Below are 17,355 nucleotides of genomic sequence, written 5' to 3'. Positions count from 1 at the left end.
CACATCTTTCATTTGATGAATTTAAAAGTGTGCAATCCGTCGATGCGGCCATGAGTTTTATATTCTGCGACGCTGTCAGTCATCGCGTGATTGACATCGTAGAAGACCGAAAGCAGTCCGGACTCATTCAGTATTTCTTACGCTATGACCGGCCAGCCAGACAACAGGTGAAAACAGTGACTATTGATATGTATTCCCCTTACATCAATGTGATCCAGACCTGTTTTCCCAACGCAAAAATCATCATCGATAAGTTTCACCTGGTCCAGGCACTCCATCGTGAGGTCAATCGGACACGCATCCAGGTCATGAATCAGTAGCGGCATAAAGACCGGCCGTTATACAATAAATTTAAACGCTACTGGAAACTGCTTTTAAAACATCCAAAGGATTTGTCCCGAATCCAACATAAGAACTATCCATTATTTAAACAATGGAAATCCGACCATGGGATTGTGGCGTATTTATTGGAGGTCGATGAGACATTAAACAGTAATCATGAATATGCCCATGCATTGACGGACGCATTGAAAACCGGCAATATGGAGCGATTTAATCACTTGATTCACACATCATCGGAACACCCACTGTCCTCGGGGATGCGCAGGGTGTTGCGTACGTTTAAAAAGTACAGTCCGTATATCCAGAACACACTGGCCTATCCAACACTCACAAATGGCCCGCTGGAAGGCATCAATAACAGTATCAAAACATTAAAACGCGTGGCTTTTGGCTATCGTAACTTTGCGCATTTCAGAGATCGTATATTATTAATGACCCGGTTATACCGACCACAAATAAAAAAAGAGTCTAGCTCGCATAAAGCGAGCTAGACTCAAGGATCTCAATGCCCATCAACCTGATTTGACGTAGAGCCAAAATTTTTGTGCGACTCAAAATTACTATTATTCTGTTTCTTCAGCTTCATCCTGAAGTTCTTCTATTGTTTTAATTTCAATATTCTGCGCGTTTTCCTGTGCAATATTTTCTATTTCTTCCTCACTGTGTTCACCATTGATGTAATCCACCAGATATTCAAGTTGAGCATCATTTTCGTTGATGAATTCCCTGAGTTCAGACATCAGTTCGACTGAAGTATCTCCTGTGACATTACCGTCTGCTTCAATATCATTATCTTCCTGGAAGCTTGTGACTGCTTCAGTCAGCTGTTCATCATAAGTTTCATTGATTGTCCCGACATCATAGCCAAGCGTATCAAGTGCAACTTTTATGGAAGTAATTGTTTCGCTTTCCTGTCCTTCAGTATAGACATCATCTTCATTAATGACTTCCACTCTGTAGTAATCAGGGTTGACCAGTTCTATATCAGGTGTAATACCTTCTTCGTGGACCCAAGTCCCTTCCGGTGTCAGCCATTTGGTATTAGTGTACTTCAACATGGAATTGTCATTGAAGTTTTGTGTCTGCTGTACGACACCCTTGCCGAATGATTGTGTGCCTGCAATGACAACGTCATCAAAATGATCATTTAGCGCACCTGTAAATACTTCGGAAGCACTCGCTGAACCTTCATTGATCAAAATATATACGTTCATATCTTCTGTATTGTCATTACGACGATTTTCGGTTTCCAGTTCAACTCTCTCGCCATTGCTGTCTTCCAGCATGAGAGCCACCTCATTCTTAGCGACAAACTGATTGATTAGCGATACTGCTTCAGAAAGCAGTCCGCCCGGGTTGTACCTGAAATCGACAATGATGTCCTCGACTTCATCTTCCGATGCCTGATTGATACTTTCTTCAAATTCTTCTGTTGTGCCTTCCTGGAATCTGTTTATGCTGATATGACCGACGTTATCAATCTCTTCATAAGTAACACTTTCAATATGAATTGTATCTCTTGTGACTGTTATGTCTATCGGTTCACCTTCACCGCGAACGATTGATAATACAACATCCGTTCCCTTTTCTCCACGGATCAGCTGGACAGCTTCAGTAGTGGTCATGCCCTCTATGCTCTCACCGTCAACTGCAATGATCTGGTCTCCCGGTTCGACGCCTGCGGCCTCTGCCGGCGAGCCTCTCATAGGTGAAGTCACTACGATACGGTTGCCTTCCTGCATCACTTCTGCACCGATGCCTTCAAAATCCCCCGTGACAGTTTCCTGGAATGCTTCAGTGTCATCAACATTCATATATTCGCTGTACGGATCATCCAGGCCCTGGACCATACCTTCTATAGCGGATTCGATTAGTTCCTCATTATTGACTTCATCATAAAAGTCAGTGGAAATCGTATCATACACACTATATAACTTAGAGAATTCACTTCTCGTATCCGTGCCGACATTGACGGCCTTTTCAGAGCCCGCCTCCAGACTTAAAGCTGTGATTACACTGGAAAGTATTACAGCAGCCAATATGGTTATAATCAGCCAAAAAGGATTAATACTGATTCTTTTGGATTTATGGCTTGTTTCATTATTATTTTTATTTTCGTCCAAATTACACACACCTAACTTCTAAGAGCATAATATCTTATAGTTTATCAGTTAGTTGATAATATTAAAAGAAAAAGAACAGTGGAAAATCCACTGTTCTTTAAGAAAATATAAATTATTGAAAAATTATTCATCTGCAAATGGCAATGCCGCATCAAGGGCAACTTCAATCATTTCATTGAATGTTGTCTGTCTTTCCTCACTTGAAGTCGCTTCACCCGTCAACACGTGGTCTGAAACAGTTAAAATGGCTAAAGCTCTTGCATCAAACTTCTTACTGATTGTAAAGAGTGCGGATGATTCCATTTCAAGAGCAAGCACACCGTACTTAGCCATCATTTCCACATCGCCCTTTTCATCATAGAAAGAGTCTGCAGTGAATACGTTACCCACTTTGACTTCCAACCCTTTTTTCTTCGCTTCATTGTAGCTGGAAAGAAGTAAATCAAAGTCGGACGTCGGTGCATAATCAAAGTTACCAAACAATTTTCTGTTTTGGAAGGAGTCAGTCGATGCACTTTGTGCCAATATTACATCGCGGACTTTTACGTCTTTTTGGATTGCGCCGCACGTGCCGACACGAATAAGATTTTTAACGCCGTACTCTTCCATCAATTCATGGATATAGATTGAAATGGAAGGTACACCCATACCTGTACCCTGTACAGAGATACGTTTACCTTTATAAGTTCCTGTAAAACCTAACATGTTTCTTACTTCGTTATAGCAGGTAACGTCTTCTAGAAAATTCTCTGCAATATACTTTGCACGTAACGGGTCTCCCGGTAATAGAATTGTTTCTGCAATATCGCCTTTTTGTGCGTTAATATGAATACTCATTTTAAATCTCCTTTTGTCAATGGTTTAACCAATTTTGATAGTCTTGATAAGAATCATCAAATGCACTTAATTTTAGATCAGGGTAAGGATTTCTTTCCAAATAATCACTAAGTTGATGGTAGTCAATTTCTTGTTTGGGAAACATACTGTCTTTTCTGATATATTCACTTAAAATACCGATATCCGATTTTTCACCGGTCCGGATTTTAATATATTGATAATATGAATAATCTTTCATTAATTCACTTCAGCTTTGGCAACAACAGTCTGTGCGCCGCTGACTTCTCCTGTATCGACAATTTCGAATGACTTTAATATGTCACTGTTTGTAATGATGACAGGTGAAATGGTACTGTTTGCTTGTTTTGAAACGAGGTCCATATCAAAGCTGACAAGTTTATCTCCTACTTCGACACTGTCGCCTTCGCTGACATGGCCTGTAAAGCCTTCCCCTTCCATTGCCACGGTTTCAAGACCGATATGAATGAGTATTTCAACACCATTTGCCGTTTTAATGCCGACAGCGTGGTTCGTCGGGAAGACCTGCATGATTTCTCCGGCCGCCGGTGAAACAACTTCACCATCGGAAGGTTCAATACCAAATCCTTCTCCCATCATCTTCTCGGCGAAAACAGGGTCCGGAATATCTTCCAGCTTTACATATTTGCCGTTAAATGGACTTTTAATTTCAAGTGAACTCTCGACAGGCGAGTCATCTTTTTTCCCAAATAAATTTTTGAACATGTGAATCAACTCCTATTTAGTTATTAAAGTAATCTACGTATTCTTTATACCCTTTTTCCTCAAGTTCATTCTTAGGGATAAAAGTTACTGCCGCAGAATTAATACAATAACGTAAACCGCCGAGTTCCTCCGGTCCGTCTTCAAACACATGTCCAAGGTGACTGTCCGATTCCGTACTGCGTACCTCGGTTCTTCTCATGCCGAAGGAATCATCAAAATGTTCGGTAATATCATCAGAAGCCCCTTTAGCAAAACTTGGCCAGCCGCATGAAGAGTGGAACTTGTCTTTAGAAGTAAACAAAGGCTTTCCACTTATCTTGTCGACATAGATACCATCTTCGAAATGATCCCAATACTCATTTTGAAATGGCGGTTCAGTACCCTGTTCCTTCATTACACTATATTCTGTTGAAGTTAATTCATCAATATTTTTTCTTATACTCATTACGATTCACTCCAATGATTTTCTATAAATGCTTTACGTCCGGAACCTTTATAATATGCATTATAATGGCCCTGGTTCTTCTTGTAAAAATCCTGGTGTTCCTCTTCTGCCTCATAAAATGACTTCAGCGGCATAACAGGCGTATTGATCGGTTTATCAAAAACATTACTGTTATCCAATTCCTCTATCACTTTTTCAGCTGTTTCCTTCTGTTGTTCATCATGGTAAAGGACGGCAGGCATGTACTGGCTTCCACGGTCGCCGAATTGTCCTTCTGTATCAGTTGGATCAAATGTTTTAAAGAATATATTCAAAATCTCCTCAAAAGAAATAATATCTTCATCATAGTCAATCTGTACAACTTCTATATGGCCGGTTGTCCCTGTACTTACCTGTGCATAAGTCGGATTGTCCACTTCACCGTTTGAATAACCTGAAATGACTGAATTTACGCCATCCCATTGATCAAAAGGTTTAACGAGACACCAGAAACAGCCGCCTCCCAATGTTGCTTTTGCCAAATTATTTCACCTCAGTTTAAATTTTCAATGGAAAAATACCACGAATTATTCTGATAATCAATTTCTTCAATATCAAGTGACAGATCACTGTAGTCATCGAATAGAATTTTATCGATTATCAATGCTTTTGAATCTGTGCTGAATTCAATACCTTCCGGCAGATCAGCACTTGTTCTGATTAATGTGTACAGCATATCTTCTGTTAAAGGCAGCTGCCCTACAGAGATATCGCTGATTTCAAATATGATCGAGCTGTCGGTTATTTGCGGGTTCAGATTGAATGTCGTATCAAAGTTCATATTCAAATACTCATTCTCGGAAAAAAGCTCAATGTTGTTTTCATCAATGGAAACCGCAATCTCATTGGCTGAGTCTTCCTGTAAAAAAGAATTCAGCAAAGTTTCTACCGTGTGATTCTGTAATATCACAACATGTTCGCCTGAACTACCTTCACTTTCACCGGTATCCACCTCGTCGTAGTTACCCGATAAAAAAATATATAATGAACCCAATACAAGTATATTCAGCAACAAAAGAATAATAAATAACCATTTCCAGATATTCATGATTATTCCACTTCACAGCGTTCTTTTTAAATGCATAAATTCATGCGCATATTTATTTTTTTCGTCGACGACTCCAGGTGTGATCTCTTCAATTTCCCATTCGGTTACATCATATTGAGGGAAAAATGTATCTCCTGCGAAAGCCTCATGAATTTTAGTGATGAACATCTCATCTACAAGGTGCATCGTCTGTCTATAGACATTACTGCCACCGAAAATAAAGACCTTACCTTCCAGATTGTGAATGTCATCGATATCATGGATGATTTCGACACCATCAAATTTAAAGTCTTTATTTCGTGTCAGTACAACGTTTTTACGATTCGGTAATGGCTTCTTTAAAGTTTCCAATGTCTTACGTCCCATGACAATCGTATTGCCTTCGGTCAGGCTTTTAAGATTTTTCAAATCTGCGGGCAGATGCCAGGGCATATCACCATTGAAGCCAATTACATTTTGATTTGCATGTGCTACGATTAACGATACCATTTTATTCCTCCTGATCAGACTGCGATTGCTGCTTTGATGTATGGGTGGGATTCATAATCCACGACTTCAAAGTCTTCATATTCAATTTCAAATATAGATGCATCGCTGTTTATCTTTAATGTTGGCGGTTCAAAGCTGTCTCTTGACAGCTGTTGTTCCACAGCCTCCAAATGATTGGAGTATATATGTGCGTCACCCATAGTATGCACGAATTCGCCCGGTTCTAAACCACATTCTTTGGCAACCATCAGGAGCAAGAGGGAATAACTCGCTATATTGAACGGAACACCGAGAAATACATCTGCACTTCTTTGGTAAAGTTGCAGGCTCAGTCTGCCGTCATTGACATAGAATTGGAAAAAGGAATGACACGGCGGCAATGCCATCGTATCAATCTCGGCAGGGTTCCATGCCGTAACAATGTGTCTTCTCGAATCAGGATTGGACTTAATAGATTCGATGACGTTTTTCAACTGATCAGTCGATTGACCATCCGGACCAACCCAGTCTCTCCATTGTTTACCGTAGACATTACCAAGGTTGCCGTATTTTTCACTGAATGTGTCGTCCGTCAAAATATTTTCTTTGAACTTATCCATTTCAGCTTTATAAACTTCATTGAACGCTTCCTCCTGAAGTGCTCTGCGGCCGAAATCGGTCATATCCGGACCACTGTACTCATCAGACTCAACCCAATTTTTAAAAGCCCACTCATTCCAAATATTATTATTATATTCAAGTAAAAACTTTATATTCGTATCTCCACGTATAAACCAGATAAGCTCTGTAGCAATCATTTTAAATAAAACTTTTTTTGTAGTGAGTAAAGGGAAACCTTCCGATAAATCAAAACGCATCTGATGTCCGAAAACAGAATATGTCCCCGTCCCTGTTCGGTCATCTTTAAAAGAGCCTTCTGATTTAATCCGTTCTAACAGCTGGTGGTAGACCTTGTCAAAATTATTCATAATACCCCTCTTTTCTTTTTCACTAAACTTCTATATAATTGATTATGATAATAAAAATGATTACTTGGAGTGTTGACTCATGGAAATGATACTTTCAATTGGATTGGCCCTGATGGCAGCATGGTTCGTTTCACTGTGCATTACTGAATAAGATAAAACGATAACCAGGAATAGCGTTCCTGGTTTTTTTTATGAAATATTTTCGTCGAATGACTCTTTTATATCCATCATAATATCGTTGATATCCCGGCCTTCAATCTGCTCACGGGGCATGAAATGAACAAGGTTTTTACCTTTGAATAAGGCATATGACGGACTTGACGGTTCTTCACCGATGAATTCTCTGAGGCGCGCAGTCGCCTCTCTGTCCTGTCCTGCAAAAACCGTCGCTTTGTGATGCGGCTGCTTAGGGTTTTGCTCAGCGACCGTAACGGCAGCCGGACGAGCGAGACCGGCTGCACAGCCGCAGACACTGTTGATGACAACGAATGCTGTCTCATCTTCTTTTACAGTACCCATGAATTCATCCACCGTATCGGGTGTGGTCAAGTCTTTAAAGTCACGGTTGGTCAGTTCATCACGCATCGGCTTTGCAACTTCCTTCATGTACTCTTCATAAGGATTCAATTTATCTCTCCCTTTCCTGAATTTGTTTCCACACACTACCCATAGCTTCTTCACCTTTTTCTATGCGTGCGATGGCAATTTCTTTTTGTAATCTGACATCATACTGCGGGTCCTCCTGATATTCATACAAGTAAGGCAAGCTTTCCTTATCGCCTACTTCGTAGATAAACATAGCTGCCCGCCAGCGGACGATTGGACTTCTGTCGTCAAGCAGCGGATAGACGTCGTTCAATCCTTCTTTCAGTCCAAGATCACTGTATCCGTCCCCTGCCGTTCTTCTGACAGGTACGGCTTTATCTTCCAGCCCTTTTTTCAAATAAGGCAATGTTTCTTTATCCTCAATCATGGCAAGTAAATATACCGCTGTCCGTCTGACCTGCATTTTTTCATCCTGCAGAGCCAGTTCAAGAAGTTCGTAATCATCTTTTGTCGGGTTTTCCATATGGTCAAGCAGATTCAAGCGCTCTTTCCAATCTTCGGCATCCTTGAACTCCTGCACACTCAGTTTACGATATTGTTTAGGAGAAGGCGGTTGTTTACTTTTTGCTTCTTCGACCAACTTGGTAAGGGTCTCCTCATCAAAGAGAGCATTGATTTCTTCAATGACTTCAGTAAATACTTCATCAGGTGTACCGTAACGTGTGGAATTCTGTTCCCACTTCCGGCTCATGATGATATTATCTTCAGGCAGTGTGGCTTCTGCAACTGCATTTACGAACCTGTCATCCAGCTGTTTTCTGTGTTCTGCCCCATCATTGAGCTTAATCTGATAAGGAATCCCTTTAAAAGTCAATACCTGTACATTCACTTCACCAAAGGGAGAATTATTTATTGGTTTTTTTTTACATCGGAATCAGTGTTGTCTGAATTAAAAGTGTTTTCGATTTCAGGAATCAGTGTTTCCCAGTCAGCTTTAGGCGACTTGTCCACTGAAATGAAATTCATTGCATGAAAGACACTTGTAACATCTTCAAGTTCCAATACTCTGTTAATGAATTCAGGAGCCTCATCAGAAGCTTTTCTGTATGTTGCTGATTTCATATCCTCTTTCTCTTCACTCACAGTGATTTTCATAGTATTAGGGCTTGGTGTCGGTTCAATTCTTATAATTTCCATTTAATAAATCCTCCTATTGTAATTGATTGCCGTGGCTGCGGATTTTCAGACCGACAGAACACTGGCTGATGCAAAATTTATGTGCACTCGTGTGATTTCCGCGGTCACGGTTTAATTTTTTCAATAAACAGCCATGACAATATTTTTCTTCAAGTTGGTTGATTTTATATAATGTTTCCTGTTTCATCTTCAACCTCCTTAATTAATTATACAGAAAAGCACGAGATAAAAAAAGAAATGACTTTCATCATTTCTTCGTGTACTTATAAAGTGCTTCTTTCGCAAGATGATCCGCTGATTTGTTTCTGTTTCTAGGCATATGGCTGACCAGAAACAGATCAAATTTCGCAGATTTTTTGCGGACACTGTTGAAATATGGTTGAAATTTTTTATTTTTAACAAAATACCTGTCAAAGCTGTCACTGATTATTTTTGAATCAGTATGTATGATAACAGATGTTATATTTAATGCAATCGCCTCATCAACAGCTTTATCCAATACTGCCCACTCCGCTTCATGGTTATCGAGCGCTCCGAGATCAAACTTGAATTCGTGTCTTGTGCCCTCATCATTGATGACTGCGGCCCCAGCAGCATAAACAGGGTTCTGCCTGGCCGCTGCATCTATATATATAAGTGCCATATTGCCCTCCTATATATTTAAAGTATGCATATATTTTTGAGTGATGCGTAAATCATGATCCACCAGTGTCTGGTCGATTTTCTCTTTATCGATAATCAGTTTGCGATGGTCTATATATTCATCATGTGAGAACTCTACATCTGTAATGATTTTGGCCAGTTTGTGAGACATCTGAAGAGACGACATATCATTCAATATTTTTGTCTGAAGGCCTTTGCTGAGTGAATCGATATTTTCAATGATGCTTTCTACATTTTTGTATTCCCTGATCAGTTTCAGCGCCGTTTTTTCACCGATGCCTTTTACTCCGTAGTAACCGTCTCCGGAATCGCCCATCAGCGCTTTGACATCGACGAACTGTTCCGGAGTGATATCATATTCATCAATAAAGTTCTGTTCGTTATAGCAATGATATTCGGTAAAGCCTTTTTTCGTGAGCCATATATCATTATTCTTTCCAAGCAGCTGCAGCAGGTCCCGGTCACCGCTGACAATGATCAGATCATCATAATTCACCGCAAGCGTCCCAATGATATCATCCGCTTCATAACCGTGTATCCCCAGCTGATAAAAGCCCATATCATGGATGATTTCTTTGACATAGTCAAATTGCGGAATCATCTCTTTGGGCGGTGCTGTCCGGTTTGCCTTGTAATCCTTGAACCATTCATTACGTATCGTCTCTTTCCCCATATCCCATGTGATGACCATATTTTCAGGCCGGGTAAGTTCAACGAGTTTCATCGTATGTCTGATGAGACCCTGGATGCCGTTTGTCGGAATGTTTTTATTGTTGACCATGAACTGGTTTCTGAAGCTTGTTGCATAAAAATGGCGGAATAGTAATGCCATGCCGTCTATTACCAAAGTTTTACTAGTCATTGAAATGAACACCTTCCAGAGTATTTGGCGATGTCTCCACTGTGTTGGAATCATCTGTAATCCATTCGGAGAAACTGCCTGTATAGACTTTAACATTGATGCCGTTATGGTTGAGCAATGTGAACATTGGTGTCGCACTCATGCCCGAGCCGCAGTAGACGATCACTTCATCAAACGCTTTAAATTTATCCAGTGCGTGATTCAATGCACCGAAGTCCAGCAGGCCGTCTTGATATATCAGGCTGTTCGGTATGTTTACCGCGCCGGGGATATGTCCCTTCTTATAATCGATTGGTTCCGTAATACCGAGATATCTGTCCTCGCTTCTGACGTCGATGAGCAGCACATTCTGCTTCATCTTCTCTTCAAGTGCTTCCATGGAATAATGGATGTCACATTTGAATACAGAATCCGCCGAATCAAATTGGATCGGCAGCTCGACGTCCGCCTGATGAAATGCCCCGGAGTACTCTTTTATGACATTTAAATCATCATTGAATAAATAAACATCATAACCATACAACATGAAAAGGTAATATAAGCGCGTATGGAAGAAGCTGTTGTAATCGGCAAACAGCAGCAGTTCATATTGACCATCAGCAGACAGTGTACTGTACAGAGCATCTATGACGCTCTGATCCGGTACAGGGTGTCTGCCTTCATTGATGCCATCAAATTTAAACATAAAGGGCATCTGTGGAACATGCACTGCACCGGTGATCCCATCTGACTGCACCAGGCGCTCAGATTCATCGAACTTATCCATTATATTCCGGCAGTCTGCAAGCACGGTCCCGGCCTTATCCAATTCGTTCAAATCTTCTTTATTAATAATAGTCATTTAATCACCCTTAATTTCAGTTAATGATTCAAGCAGTTTCTGATCTTCTTCATAATCACTTTCTTCTATTACAGGCAGCGGTTTTTTCAGCTCATCGATGATGACGGTTTTCTGCTCTGCGATATCTTTTTGAACTTTGTCTAAATACTCACCAATCAATTGCTCCATATCCGTATTAAGTCCATTGATGTCCAGTGAGCCGCTGATATGGCCGGCAAAATCGAGAAGGTTGTCCCTGAATGATTTCTGGTTATTACGGGCCTGGTAAAGCAGTTTGCCGTATTTGGCGAATTCAGATACATCGACGGAGATTTCCGGTTCATCTTCAGGCTGCCGGTTGAAGACGAGTGTGTGCGTCGTATTGGCAGCACTCAATCTTTCGTTATACTGTGTAATGTTTTGAATCATCAGTTCTTCAGCCTGACGGTAGACGGTGTTGAACACGGTACTGATTTCAATCGTCAGGAAATGTTCCAGTTCGTTTTTAAGAAGCGATTCATTTTTGACCAGATAGTTTTTATCCTGCATGTCAGAAACGGTTATCAGGCCTTTTAAATAATCGTATAATTTCAGTTCAAACCGCTTATTGATAAACGACAGCAATACATCAATCTCCTGGTGCAGATTGCTCTGAATGCTGAATGCGCTGAATGTTTCCAGGTCTGACAGTACATTCTGCCTGCCGGTTTCTATACGTGTCCGCTCAAGATCTGCATTTTCATACTGACGGATGTTGCTCTCGATGTTTAACTTCAGCTGTTGTGCCGTCTCTCTGATGGACTGGACCTGCACATTGGAAGCGAGTTTATCAGTGATGTTCAGTATGTTCTCTTTAGCTTCATCGAACATGGGGTCTTCGGAGTTGAGTGCACGCTTACTTGATACCGGGAAGATCATATTGGTGATGCCAAGAGAAATCAGAGCATTCGACATGTAGTCGATGACCTGGTTTTTATCCGCTTCACTCCGCATCAGATCCACAGCGTTAATAATGAATATGATCGGAAAATCTTCGCCTTTGATAGATTGTATATACTTTAAAAATGCTTCATCACTTCTTGAGAACACATGATTGTAATATGAGACATAGATGATGAGGTCACTGTCTGCAATAATGTTTCTCGTTTCTTTCGTGTGTCTCTGGTTGATCGAGTTGATGCCCGGCGAGTCGATCAAAGTGTATTTATCGGTAATTTCATTTTGCAGGGAGACATATGCCTTATGGACAAAAGTTGAATCTTCATCGGCACTGACTGTACTGATCAGACTGTCTGTATCTATTTCCATCTTCTTGCCGAGGTCTGATTTATATGCCTCGTACTTGTTCAAAATGCCGTCAAGGAACGGTTTGTATGTCTCCGGTACATTTTGGCGTTCTTTTTTAATCCATTTGAAATATCCTTCCACTGAATCATGGCTCTGATTGGAAAGCATTTCGAGCGTGTCGATCAGGTCCTGCTCTGTTTTGAACAGTATTTCGCTCGATTCGTTGTTATTGATTTCCGTAATTGTTGCCGTCGTCGGGTTCGGACTCATGGCAAGGTGGGCTTTATTCAGCAGAGCATTGATGAAAGTGGTCTTTCCCGCACTGAAACCGCCGAATACACTGATGTTCGCCTTGCCTTTGTCGATGCGTTCGAGCTTATCGCCAATCACTCTGTGGAAATCGCTGTAACGCATCTTATCATCCAGCTTGTCGATGACCGCATAATAATAATCGAGGTCGACCCCGCCTTCGTCGGTGAATTTAAAGTCATCCGTCAGATCTTCCTGGGTGGCGGCGTTTTCTGAAGCTGCGTCCAATTCGACTGCTTCAGTCAGGTTCAGCTTATCGATCTCATCATCCATATGAATGTAAAAATGGCGGTAGCTCGTTGTTTCTATCGAATTCTGAAGCGTCAGCAGTTTCAATATGTTTTCATATCTGTCGAGATTGTCATCCAGCTGTGACTGTTCTTTCAGTTCACCTGCATCCGATTTTTCCATCAGCGGCAGATGGGCCATGACAGCGTTCGACACATCACTGACGATGTTCGCTTTGAACTTATCCAAATAATTCAAAATGAACTGGTTGTTCAGATGGGTAATCTCTTCCTCGATCAGCAGCTCATTGTTGAATTCATATTTGAACGGGTGACCGGTCAGCCCGAGACTGCCGAAAAAACTGTTGATCGGCGCATTGATTTCAGTTTTGAATATGTTGTTTAAATTCTGCTCGATATCCGCTTTCGACTCGCGGAGCATTTCCGCTTCTTTTTTCTTTTTGCCGAACAGCCCGGGTATTTTGACTTCCCCCGCCATGAGGTTTAAGTAGTGGGTGACGGCACTTTTGACTTCATGAGGGAAGATGTAGCTGTCCCTTACAATCTTTTTTGCCGACTCTTTGACATGGGCATTTAAAGACGCTTCATCATTGTGAAGGGACTCGACTTTCGATTTCTCCATTTCCTGGTTGAGGAACTTGATATGACTTTTGACCGCTTCGATATCATGTGTGTCGATTTCTTCCAGACCGCTTTCCAAATCGGCGAATTTCTCGGCCAGGTAGTCCAACTGGCTGTTTTCAATCGTTTTTGTAATTCTGTTGAAATAATCATCCTGCAGCGCCCGCCTTTTACTTTCAAGGTCATGTATGAAAGTTTTCAACTCGCCGACCTGGTTGTACGGTGATTCATAAATGCTCGTTGTAAATATGTCATGAAGGCTGATATGCCAGTCCTTCAATGTGTTTTTTATTCTTGACAGAAAAGTGTCCATCGTAATTTCCCGGTCATCATGTTTATCAATCTGGTTGATGATCAGTATTAAAGGGATGCCCATCATCGATAATTCTTTCAATAGTGCCATGTTGTGCTCGCTCTCAACGTGGTTGTATTCCACTGTGAAGAATATGAAGTCACTGTTAAGTAAAAAACGGTTTGTGGCGTCCCTGTGGCTGTCTGTGTTGGAATCGACGCCCGGTGTATCCTGCAGTACCGTATTGTTTTTGAAATCATCATGCTGAACATCGATATTGATTGCACTGATATCGATGTCCTTAGTATTCAATGTGCGGAGTTCTTCGTAATCCTTCACCGCAACGTATTGATACTGGTTTAAAAAGGCGCTGATTTCCGTATCATCCCCGATTTGTACCGCAACAGTGTTGCTCGTTGTCGGCACGGGGGAAGACGGCAGAATATCCTGTTCCAGCAAATAATTGATCAGTGAGGATTTCCCCGCTGAATAATGGCCGATGAATGAGAAGACCAACTGGTCTTTATATGTTTTTAAAATCGCATGGTCGATTTGAGACACGAGCGTTTCGTTCTGTGATTTGAGAATCTCTTTTTTCAGTTTGTATAAAACGTTAAGTGTTTTTAATTCTTCGCTCACTGTTTACCGATTCCCCCAATATTGATAAAAAGTCGTTTCGATATAACCGTTGAACAGCTTTCTGCGCTTCGTCGCCTTTTTACCGACAATATGTTCAAATTCCTTATTGGATGTCATTAAATACACACTCATATCCTGATGTCTCGACATCAGTTCCCCGACTTTCGTATACATTGCCTCGACTTCTTTTGCTTCCCCGATACGTTCGCCGTAAGGCGGGTTCGTCACAAGCTGTACATTGTCATGGTCAATCGATAAGTCGTGAATATCCGTAATCGCAAGCTTGATATTATCCTGCAGGCCGATTTCCAGAATATTTGTTTTGGCAACTTCGATCATATGCGGGTCGATGTCTGATGCATGGATGATGACTTCTTTATCATAGAGTGCTGCCTCTTCAAGTTTCATCCGTGTCTCTTCCCACAGCTCCTCCGGAATGATATCCCAGCTTTCACTGTCAAAAGTGCGGTTTGCCCCGGGTGCGATGTTCAGCGCCATCAGTGCCGCTTCTATCGCAATGGTGCCGGAACCTGCGAATGGATCGTACAGCGGCTTCGTGCCGTCGTAATTGGCAAGTTTCAGCATGCTCGCAGCAAGCGTTTCCTTGATCGGCGCTTCGCCCTGCTCGCGTCTGTACCCTCTTTTATGCAGTGCATCCCCGCTTGTATCAATCGTGAGGACTGCGCGGTCTTTCAATATGTTGACGTCGACTTTATAGCGCGCTCCCGTTTCACTCAGTTTGCCGCTTAAGCTGAATGCATCCTTCAGATTTTCGACAATCGCTTTTTTAACGATACGTTGAACGTCCGGCACACTGTATAAAGTGGATTTGTGGGACCGCCCCGTCACCGGGAATTCCGCATCCGGCCCGAGTATGTCAGACCACGGCAGGGCCTTCGTCATTTCAAACAGATCATCGAACGTATCCACTTTGAAGTCACCGATGATGATTCTGAAGCGGTCTGCAGTGCGCATCATCAAGTTCGCTTTGACAATTGCCTCTTCATCGCCGTCAAAATATACACGGCCGTTTTCCAGTGTCGTTTCATACCCGAGTGTTTCAATTTCATTCGCCACGACTTTTTCCAGACCCATGGGGGTGTTTGCAAGCATTTTAAAATTCATAATTTATCCTCCGACTTACTGATTTATATTGCATTAGTCTCATTATATAAAATAAAAGCTCTCCATCAAAATGGAGAGCTTATCTCTAGTCCGGTATCTCTGTAAGCCATGTTCTGTCCCGCTGTGCTGCAGGCGTGTACTAGTCACACTCGCACATTGGTGATAATCATCTGTCTATATTACATCTGTAATATCTCTCATTGGGTTGAATTCCCGGCAGAGAGTGCTCCTACCTTGTTTGGATTGCTCACTCGAGGGGTTTACCGCGTTCCATCTTATTATTTTCATAATAAGCTCGTCTCTGTGGCACTTTATAGCTATTCTGACCGTATAGTGACACTTAGGTCATTTCACTGCCGTCAGCCGTTATTCACGAACTGCCCTGACTTATTGTTTCATCAGGCACGAACACTACGCCCGTCTCAGGTGCGTGTGAGCATGGACTTTCCTCTATACCTTTAAAGATATAGCGATTATCCGAGATACCGAAATTAATTTAATTTACTTTTGATTGACCAAAAACTTTCTTTTCTAAGCTTGACAATCTTTTCAAAATATCAATTTGATGATTTTGACTTTGGTTTTCCTGGGAACGGGAATTTGTTGCGACCCGTATCCTTAAATCCTCGACTTCTTTTTTCAAGCGAGCATTTTCTTCTTCCAACCGTTTTACATTATTATTCATGTCTGACATCTTTTGATAGTCACTGATGACATCATCAAGGAAGCTGTCCACTTCGATGGGTTTAAAACCTCTGACCGACTTCTCGAACTCTTTTTCAAAAATGTCTTTTGCGGACAATTTTAAAGTCGTTTCACTCATTGCCTCACCTCTTAATTATCAAACCTGGAATCAATATAGCTGTTTATCTCATCAAATTGTATTCTTTCAATATTATAAGGATTATCTTCGAGGAATTCAAGTATTTGATTATAAAGAAAACGCACTTTCGAATCGGCCGCTTCATCATAGACGATCATCGCCCCGTCCGTATTGGAAATCAGAAAGCGGTTGATGTGTTTAAACATGCCCGGGTTGCTGTATGGTTTCTTGTATATATAATCTTTGAAGTCTGCATTCGACAGCACCGACTGAAGGATAAGCTGGTCATTTTCATTGAATCGCTCATCATACTGATAAAACGGCATCAGTACCCCGAGCTTAACATCGTAGTTGTCCTTTTTCAGCTCTTGGATCTCTTCTGCAGCATACAGTTCAATGCCGGTATTGCCCTGGATGATGAACCACTCCGCCCCTTCATCTATATATTCAAGCAGTTTTGAACGGATGAAAGCTTTCAGCACTTTCACCTCATCCTGGTCCGATTTGAATATGCCCAGCTCATACGGGCGGTAGCCGCTGATCAGTATTCTCACATCAATCCCTCTTCTTTCGCATGTTTCAGCCACAGGTTGATGAATTTATACTTCTCGTAGAAATGCCTCTCGCGGAATCTGGACGTATGGCACGCCATCAGCAGTTCCATCAGTTCACCGGATGCCTTTTCCCTGGTGCTGTCGTGGAATCTTGAGTCCGTGTCGAAATTCAATATATTGGAAGCGAGATCTTTATTTTCTTCTAAAAACGGCTCAATCTCGGTTTCAAAATCAAATTCATATCCGTCCAGTGCTTTATGATATCTTTCATAAATCGTGTCCATTAGTTGAACATACGCGCTGTTAGTATGATTACTTGACAAAAATGTCACAC

21 protein-coding genes, 1 other RNA gene and 1 pseudogene are annotated in these 17,355 nt (G+C 41.5%); 1 reads left to right on the top strand and 22 read right to left on the bottom strand.

All coding sequences use genetic code 11. The annotated features are described in order from the left end of the window. Positions 1-50 precede the first annotated feature (50 nt). A pseudogene (locus tag BO48_RS02365) lies at positions 51-833 on the top strand (ISL3 family transposase). Positions 834-905: 72 nt separating this feature from the next. Here BO48_RS02365 and BO48_RS02360 read toward each other — a convergent pair. From BO48_RS02360 to BO48_RS02255, 22 genes are all read right to left on the bottom strand, one after another. Continuing rightward, positions 906-2,465 (bottom strand): S41 family peptidase, encoded by a 1,560-nt coding sequence (locus BO48_RS02360; protein ID WP_496365814.1) that lies wholly within the window; start codon positions 2,463-2,465, stop codon positions 906-908. 123 nt (positions 2,466-2,588) lie between these two features. Next, positions 2,589-3,302, bottom strand: coding sequence for a purine-nucleoside phosphorylase (deoD, locus tag BO48_RS02355; RefSeq protein ID WP_496365813.1), 714 nt, complete (start codon positions 3,300-3,302; stop codon positions 2,589-2,591). Between the two features lie 16 nt (positions 3,303-3,318). Then, positions 3,319-3,540, bottom strand: a complete 222-nt coding sequence (locus BO48_RS02350; protein ID WP_496365812.1) for a YozE family protein — start codon at positions 3,538-3,540, stop codon at positions 3,319-3,321. Next, positions 3,540-4,046, bottom strand: coding sequence for a PTS sugar transporter subunit IIA (locus BO48_RS02345; RefSeq protein WP_496365811.1), 507 nt, complete (start codon positions 4,044-4,046; stop codon positions 3,540-3,542). Before BO48_RS02345 ends, BO48_RS02350 begins: the two co-directional genes overlap by 1 nt. A gap of 16 nt (positions 4,047-4,062) precedes the next feature. Then, entirely contained in the window at positions 4,063-4,491 is a 429-nt protein-coding gene (gene msrB, locus BO48_RS02340; RefSeq protein ID WP_496365810.1) for a peptide-methionine (R)-S-oxide reductase MsrB, read from the bottom strand. Next, on the bottom strand, positions 4,491-5,012 hold the full coding sequence (gene msrA / locus BO48_RS02335; protein WP_496365809.1) for a peptide-methionine (S)-S-oxide reductase MsrA: 522 nt from the start codon (positions 5,010-5,012) through the stop codon (positions 4,491-4,493). The genes msrB and msrA overlap by 1 nt, the downstream gene beginning before the upstream one ends. 11 nt (positions 5,013-5,023) lie before the next feature. Then, complete coding sequence (locus tag BO48_RS02330) at positions 5,024-5,578, bottom strand: DUF2140 family protein (RefSeq protein ID WP_496365808.1); 555 nt, start codon at positions 5,576-5,578, stop codon at positions 5,024-5,026. Between the two features lie 12 nt (positions 5,579-5,590). Then, positions 5,591-6,067 (bottom strand): dihydrofolate reductase, encoded by a 477-nt coding sequence (locus BO48_RS02325; protein ID WP_496365807.1) that lies wholly within the window; start codon positions 6,065-6,067, stop codon positions 5,591-5,593. Between the two features lie 14 nt (positions 6,068-6,081). Then, the gene (locus tag BO48_RS02320; RefSeq protein WP_496365837.1) at positions 6,082-7,038 is read right to left on the bottom strand and encodes a thymidylate synthase; all 957 of its coding nucleotides are present in this window, start codon (positions 7,036-7,038) and stop codon (positions 6,082-6,084) included. 186 nt (positions 7,039-7,224) lie between these two features. Beyond that, entirely contained in the window at positions 7,225-7,662 is a 438-nt protein-coding gene (locus tag BO48_RS02315) for a BrxA/BrxB family bacilliredoxin (protein WP_496365806.1), read from the bottom strand. Position 7,663: 1 nt separating this feature from the next. Beyond that, on the bottom strand, positions 7,664-8,455 hold the full coding sequence (locus BO48_RS02310; RefSeq protein WP_496365805.1) for a virulence factor: 792 nt from the start codon (positions 8,453-8,455) through the stop codon (positions 7,664-7,666). A gap of 35 nt (positions 8,456-8,490) precedes the next feature. Beyond that, entirely contained in the window at positions 8,491-8,778 is a 288-nt protein-coding gene (locus BO48_RS02305; RefSeq protein WP_496365804.1) for a NifU N-terminal domain-containing protein, read from the bottom strand. Between the two features lie 13 nt (positions 8,779-8,791). Next, positions 8,792-8,965 (bottom strand): zinc-finger domain-containing protein, encoded by a 174-nt coding sequence (locus BO48_RS02300; protein ID WP_496365803.1) that lies wholly within the window; start codon positions 8,963-8,965, stop codon positions 8,792-8,794. A gap of 60 nt (positions 8,966-9,025) precedes the next feature. Further along, positions 9,026-9,421 carry a ribonuclease HI family protein gene (locus tag BO48_RS02295; protein WP_496365802.1) on the bottom strand — a complete coding sequence of 132 codons (396 nt, stop codon included), beginning with the start codon at positions 9,419-9,421 and terminating at the stop codon, positions 9,026-9,028. Between the two features lie 9 nt (positions 9,422-9,430). After that, positions 9,431-10,303 (bottom strand): 5'-3' exonuclease, encoded by an 873-nt coding sequence (locus BO48_RS02290; protein ID WP_496365801.1) that lies wholly within the window; start codon positions 10,301-10,303, stop codon positions 9,431-9,433. Continuing rightward, positions 10,296-11,144, bottom strand: a complete 849-nt coding sequence (locus BO48_RS02285) for a sulfurtransferase (protein WP_496365800.1) — start codon at positions 11,142-11,144, stop codon at positions 10,296-10,298. Before BO48_RS02285 ends, BO48_RS02290 begins: the two co-directional genes overlap by 8 nt. Further along, positions 11,145-14,519 (bottom strand): dynamin family protein, encoded by a 3,375-nt coding sequence (locus BO48_RS02280; protein WP_496365799.1) that lies wholly within the window; start codon positions 14,517-14,519, stop codon positions 11,145-11,147. Positions 14,520-14,522: 3 nt separating this feature from the next. After that, entirely contained in the window at positions 14,523-15,644 is a 1,122-nt protein-coding gene (locus tag BO48_RS02275; RefSeq protein WP_496365798.1) for a THUMP domain-containing class I SAM-dependent RNA methyltransferase, read from the bottom strand. Positions 15,645-15,741: 97 nt separating this feature from the next. Then, positions 15,742-16,129, bottom strand: an RNA gene (rnpB, locus tag BO48_RS02270) — RNase P RNA component class B. Between the two features lie 11 nt (positions 16,130-16,140). Further along, positions 16,141-16,467: a cell division regulator GpsB gene (gpsB, locus tag BO48_RS02265; RefSeq protein WP_462420822.1), complete on the bottom strand. Its 327-nt coding sequence runs from the start codon at positions 16,465-16,467 to the stop codon at positions 16,141-16,143. Between the two features lie 11 nt (positions 16,468-16,478). After that, positions 16,479-17,021 (bottom strand): SLOG family protein, encoded by a 543-nt coding sequence (locus tag BO48_RS02260; protein WP_496365797.1) that lies wholly within the window; start codon positions 17,019-17,021, stop codon positions 16,479-16,481. Further along, positions 17,018-17,344, bottom strand: a complete 327-nt coding sequence (locus BO48_RS02255) for a hypothetical protein (RefSeq protein ID WP_496365796.1) — start codon at positions 17,342-17,344, stop codon at positions 17,018-17,020. The genes BO48_RS02260 and BO48_RS02255 overlap by 4 nt, the downstream gene beginning before the upstream one ends. Positions 17,345-17,355: the final 11 nt, after the last annotated feature.

The organism is Lacicoccus kunmingensis DSM 17847, assembly GCF_059568765.1.
This window is presented reverse-complemented; position numbering and strand designations above follow the sequence as displayed.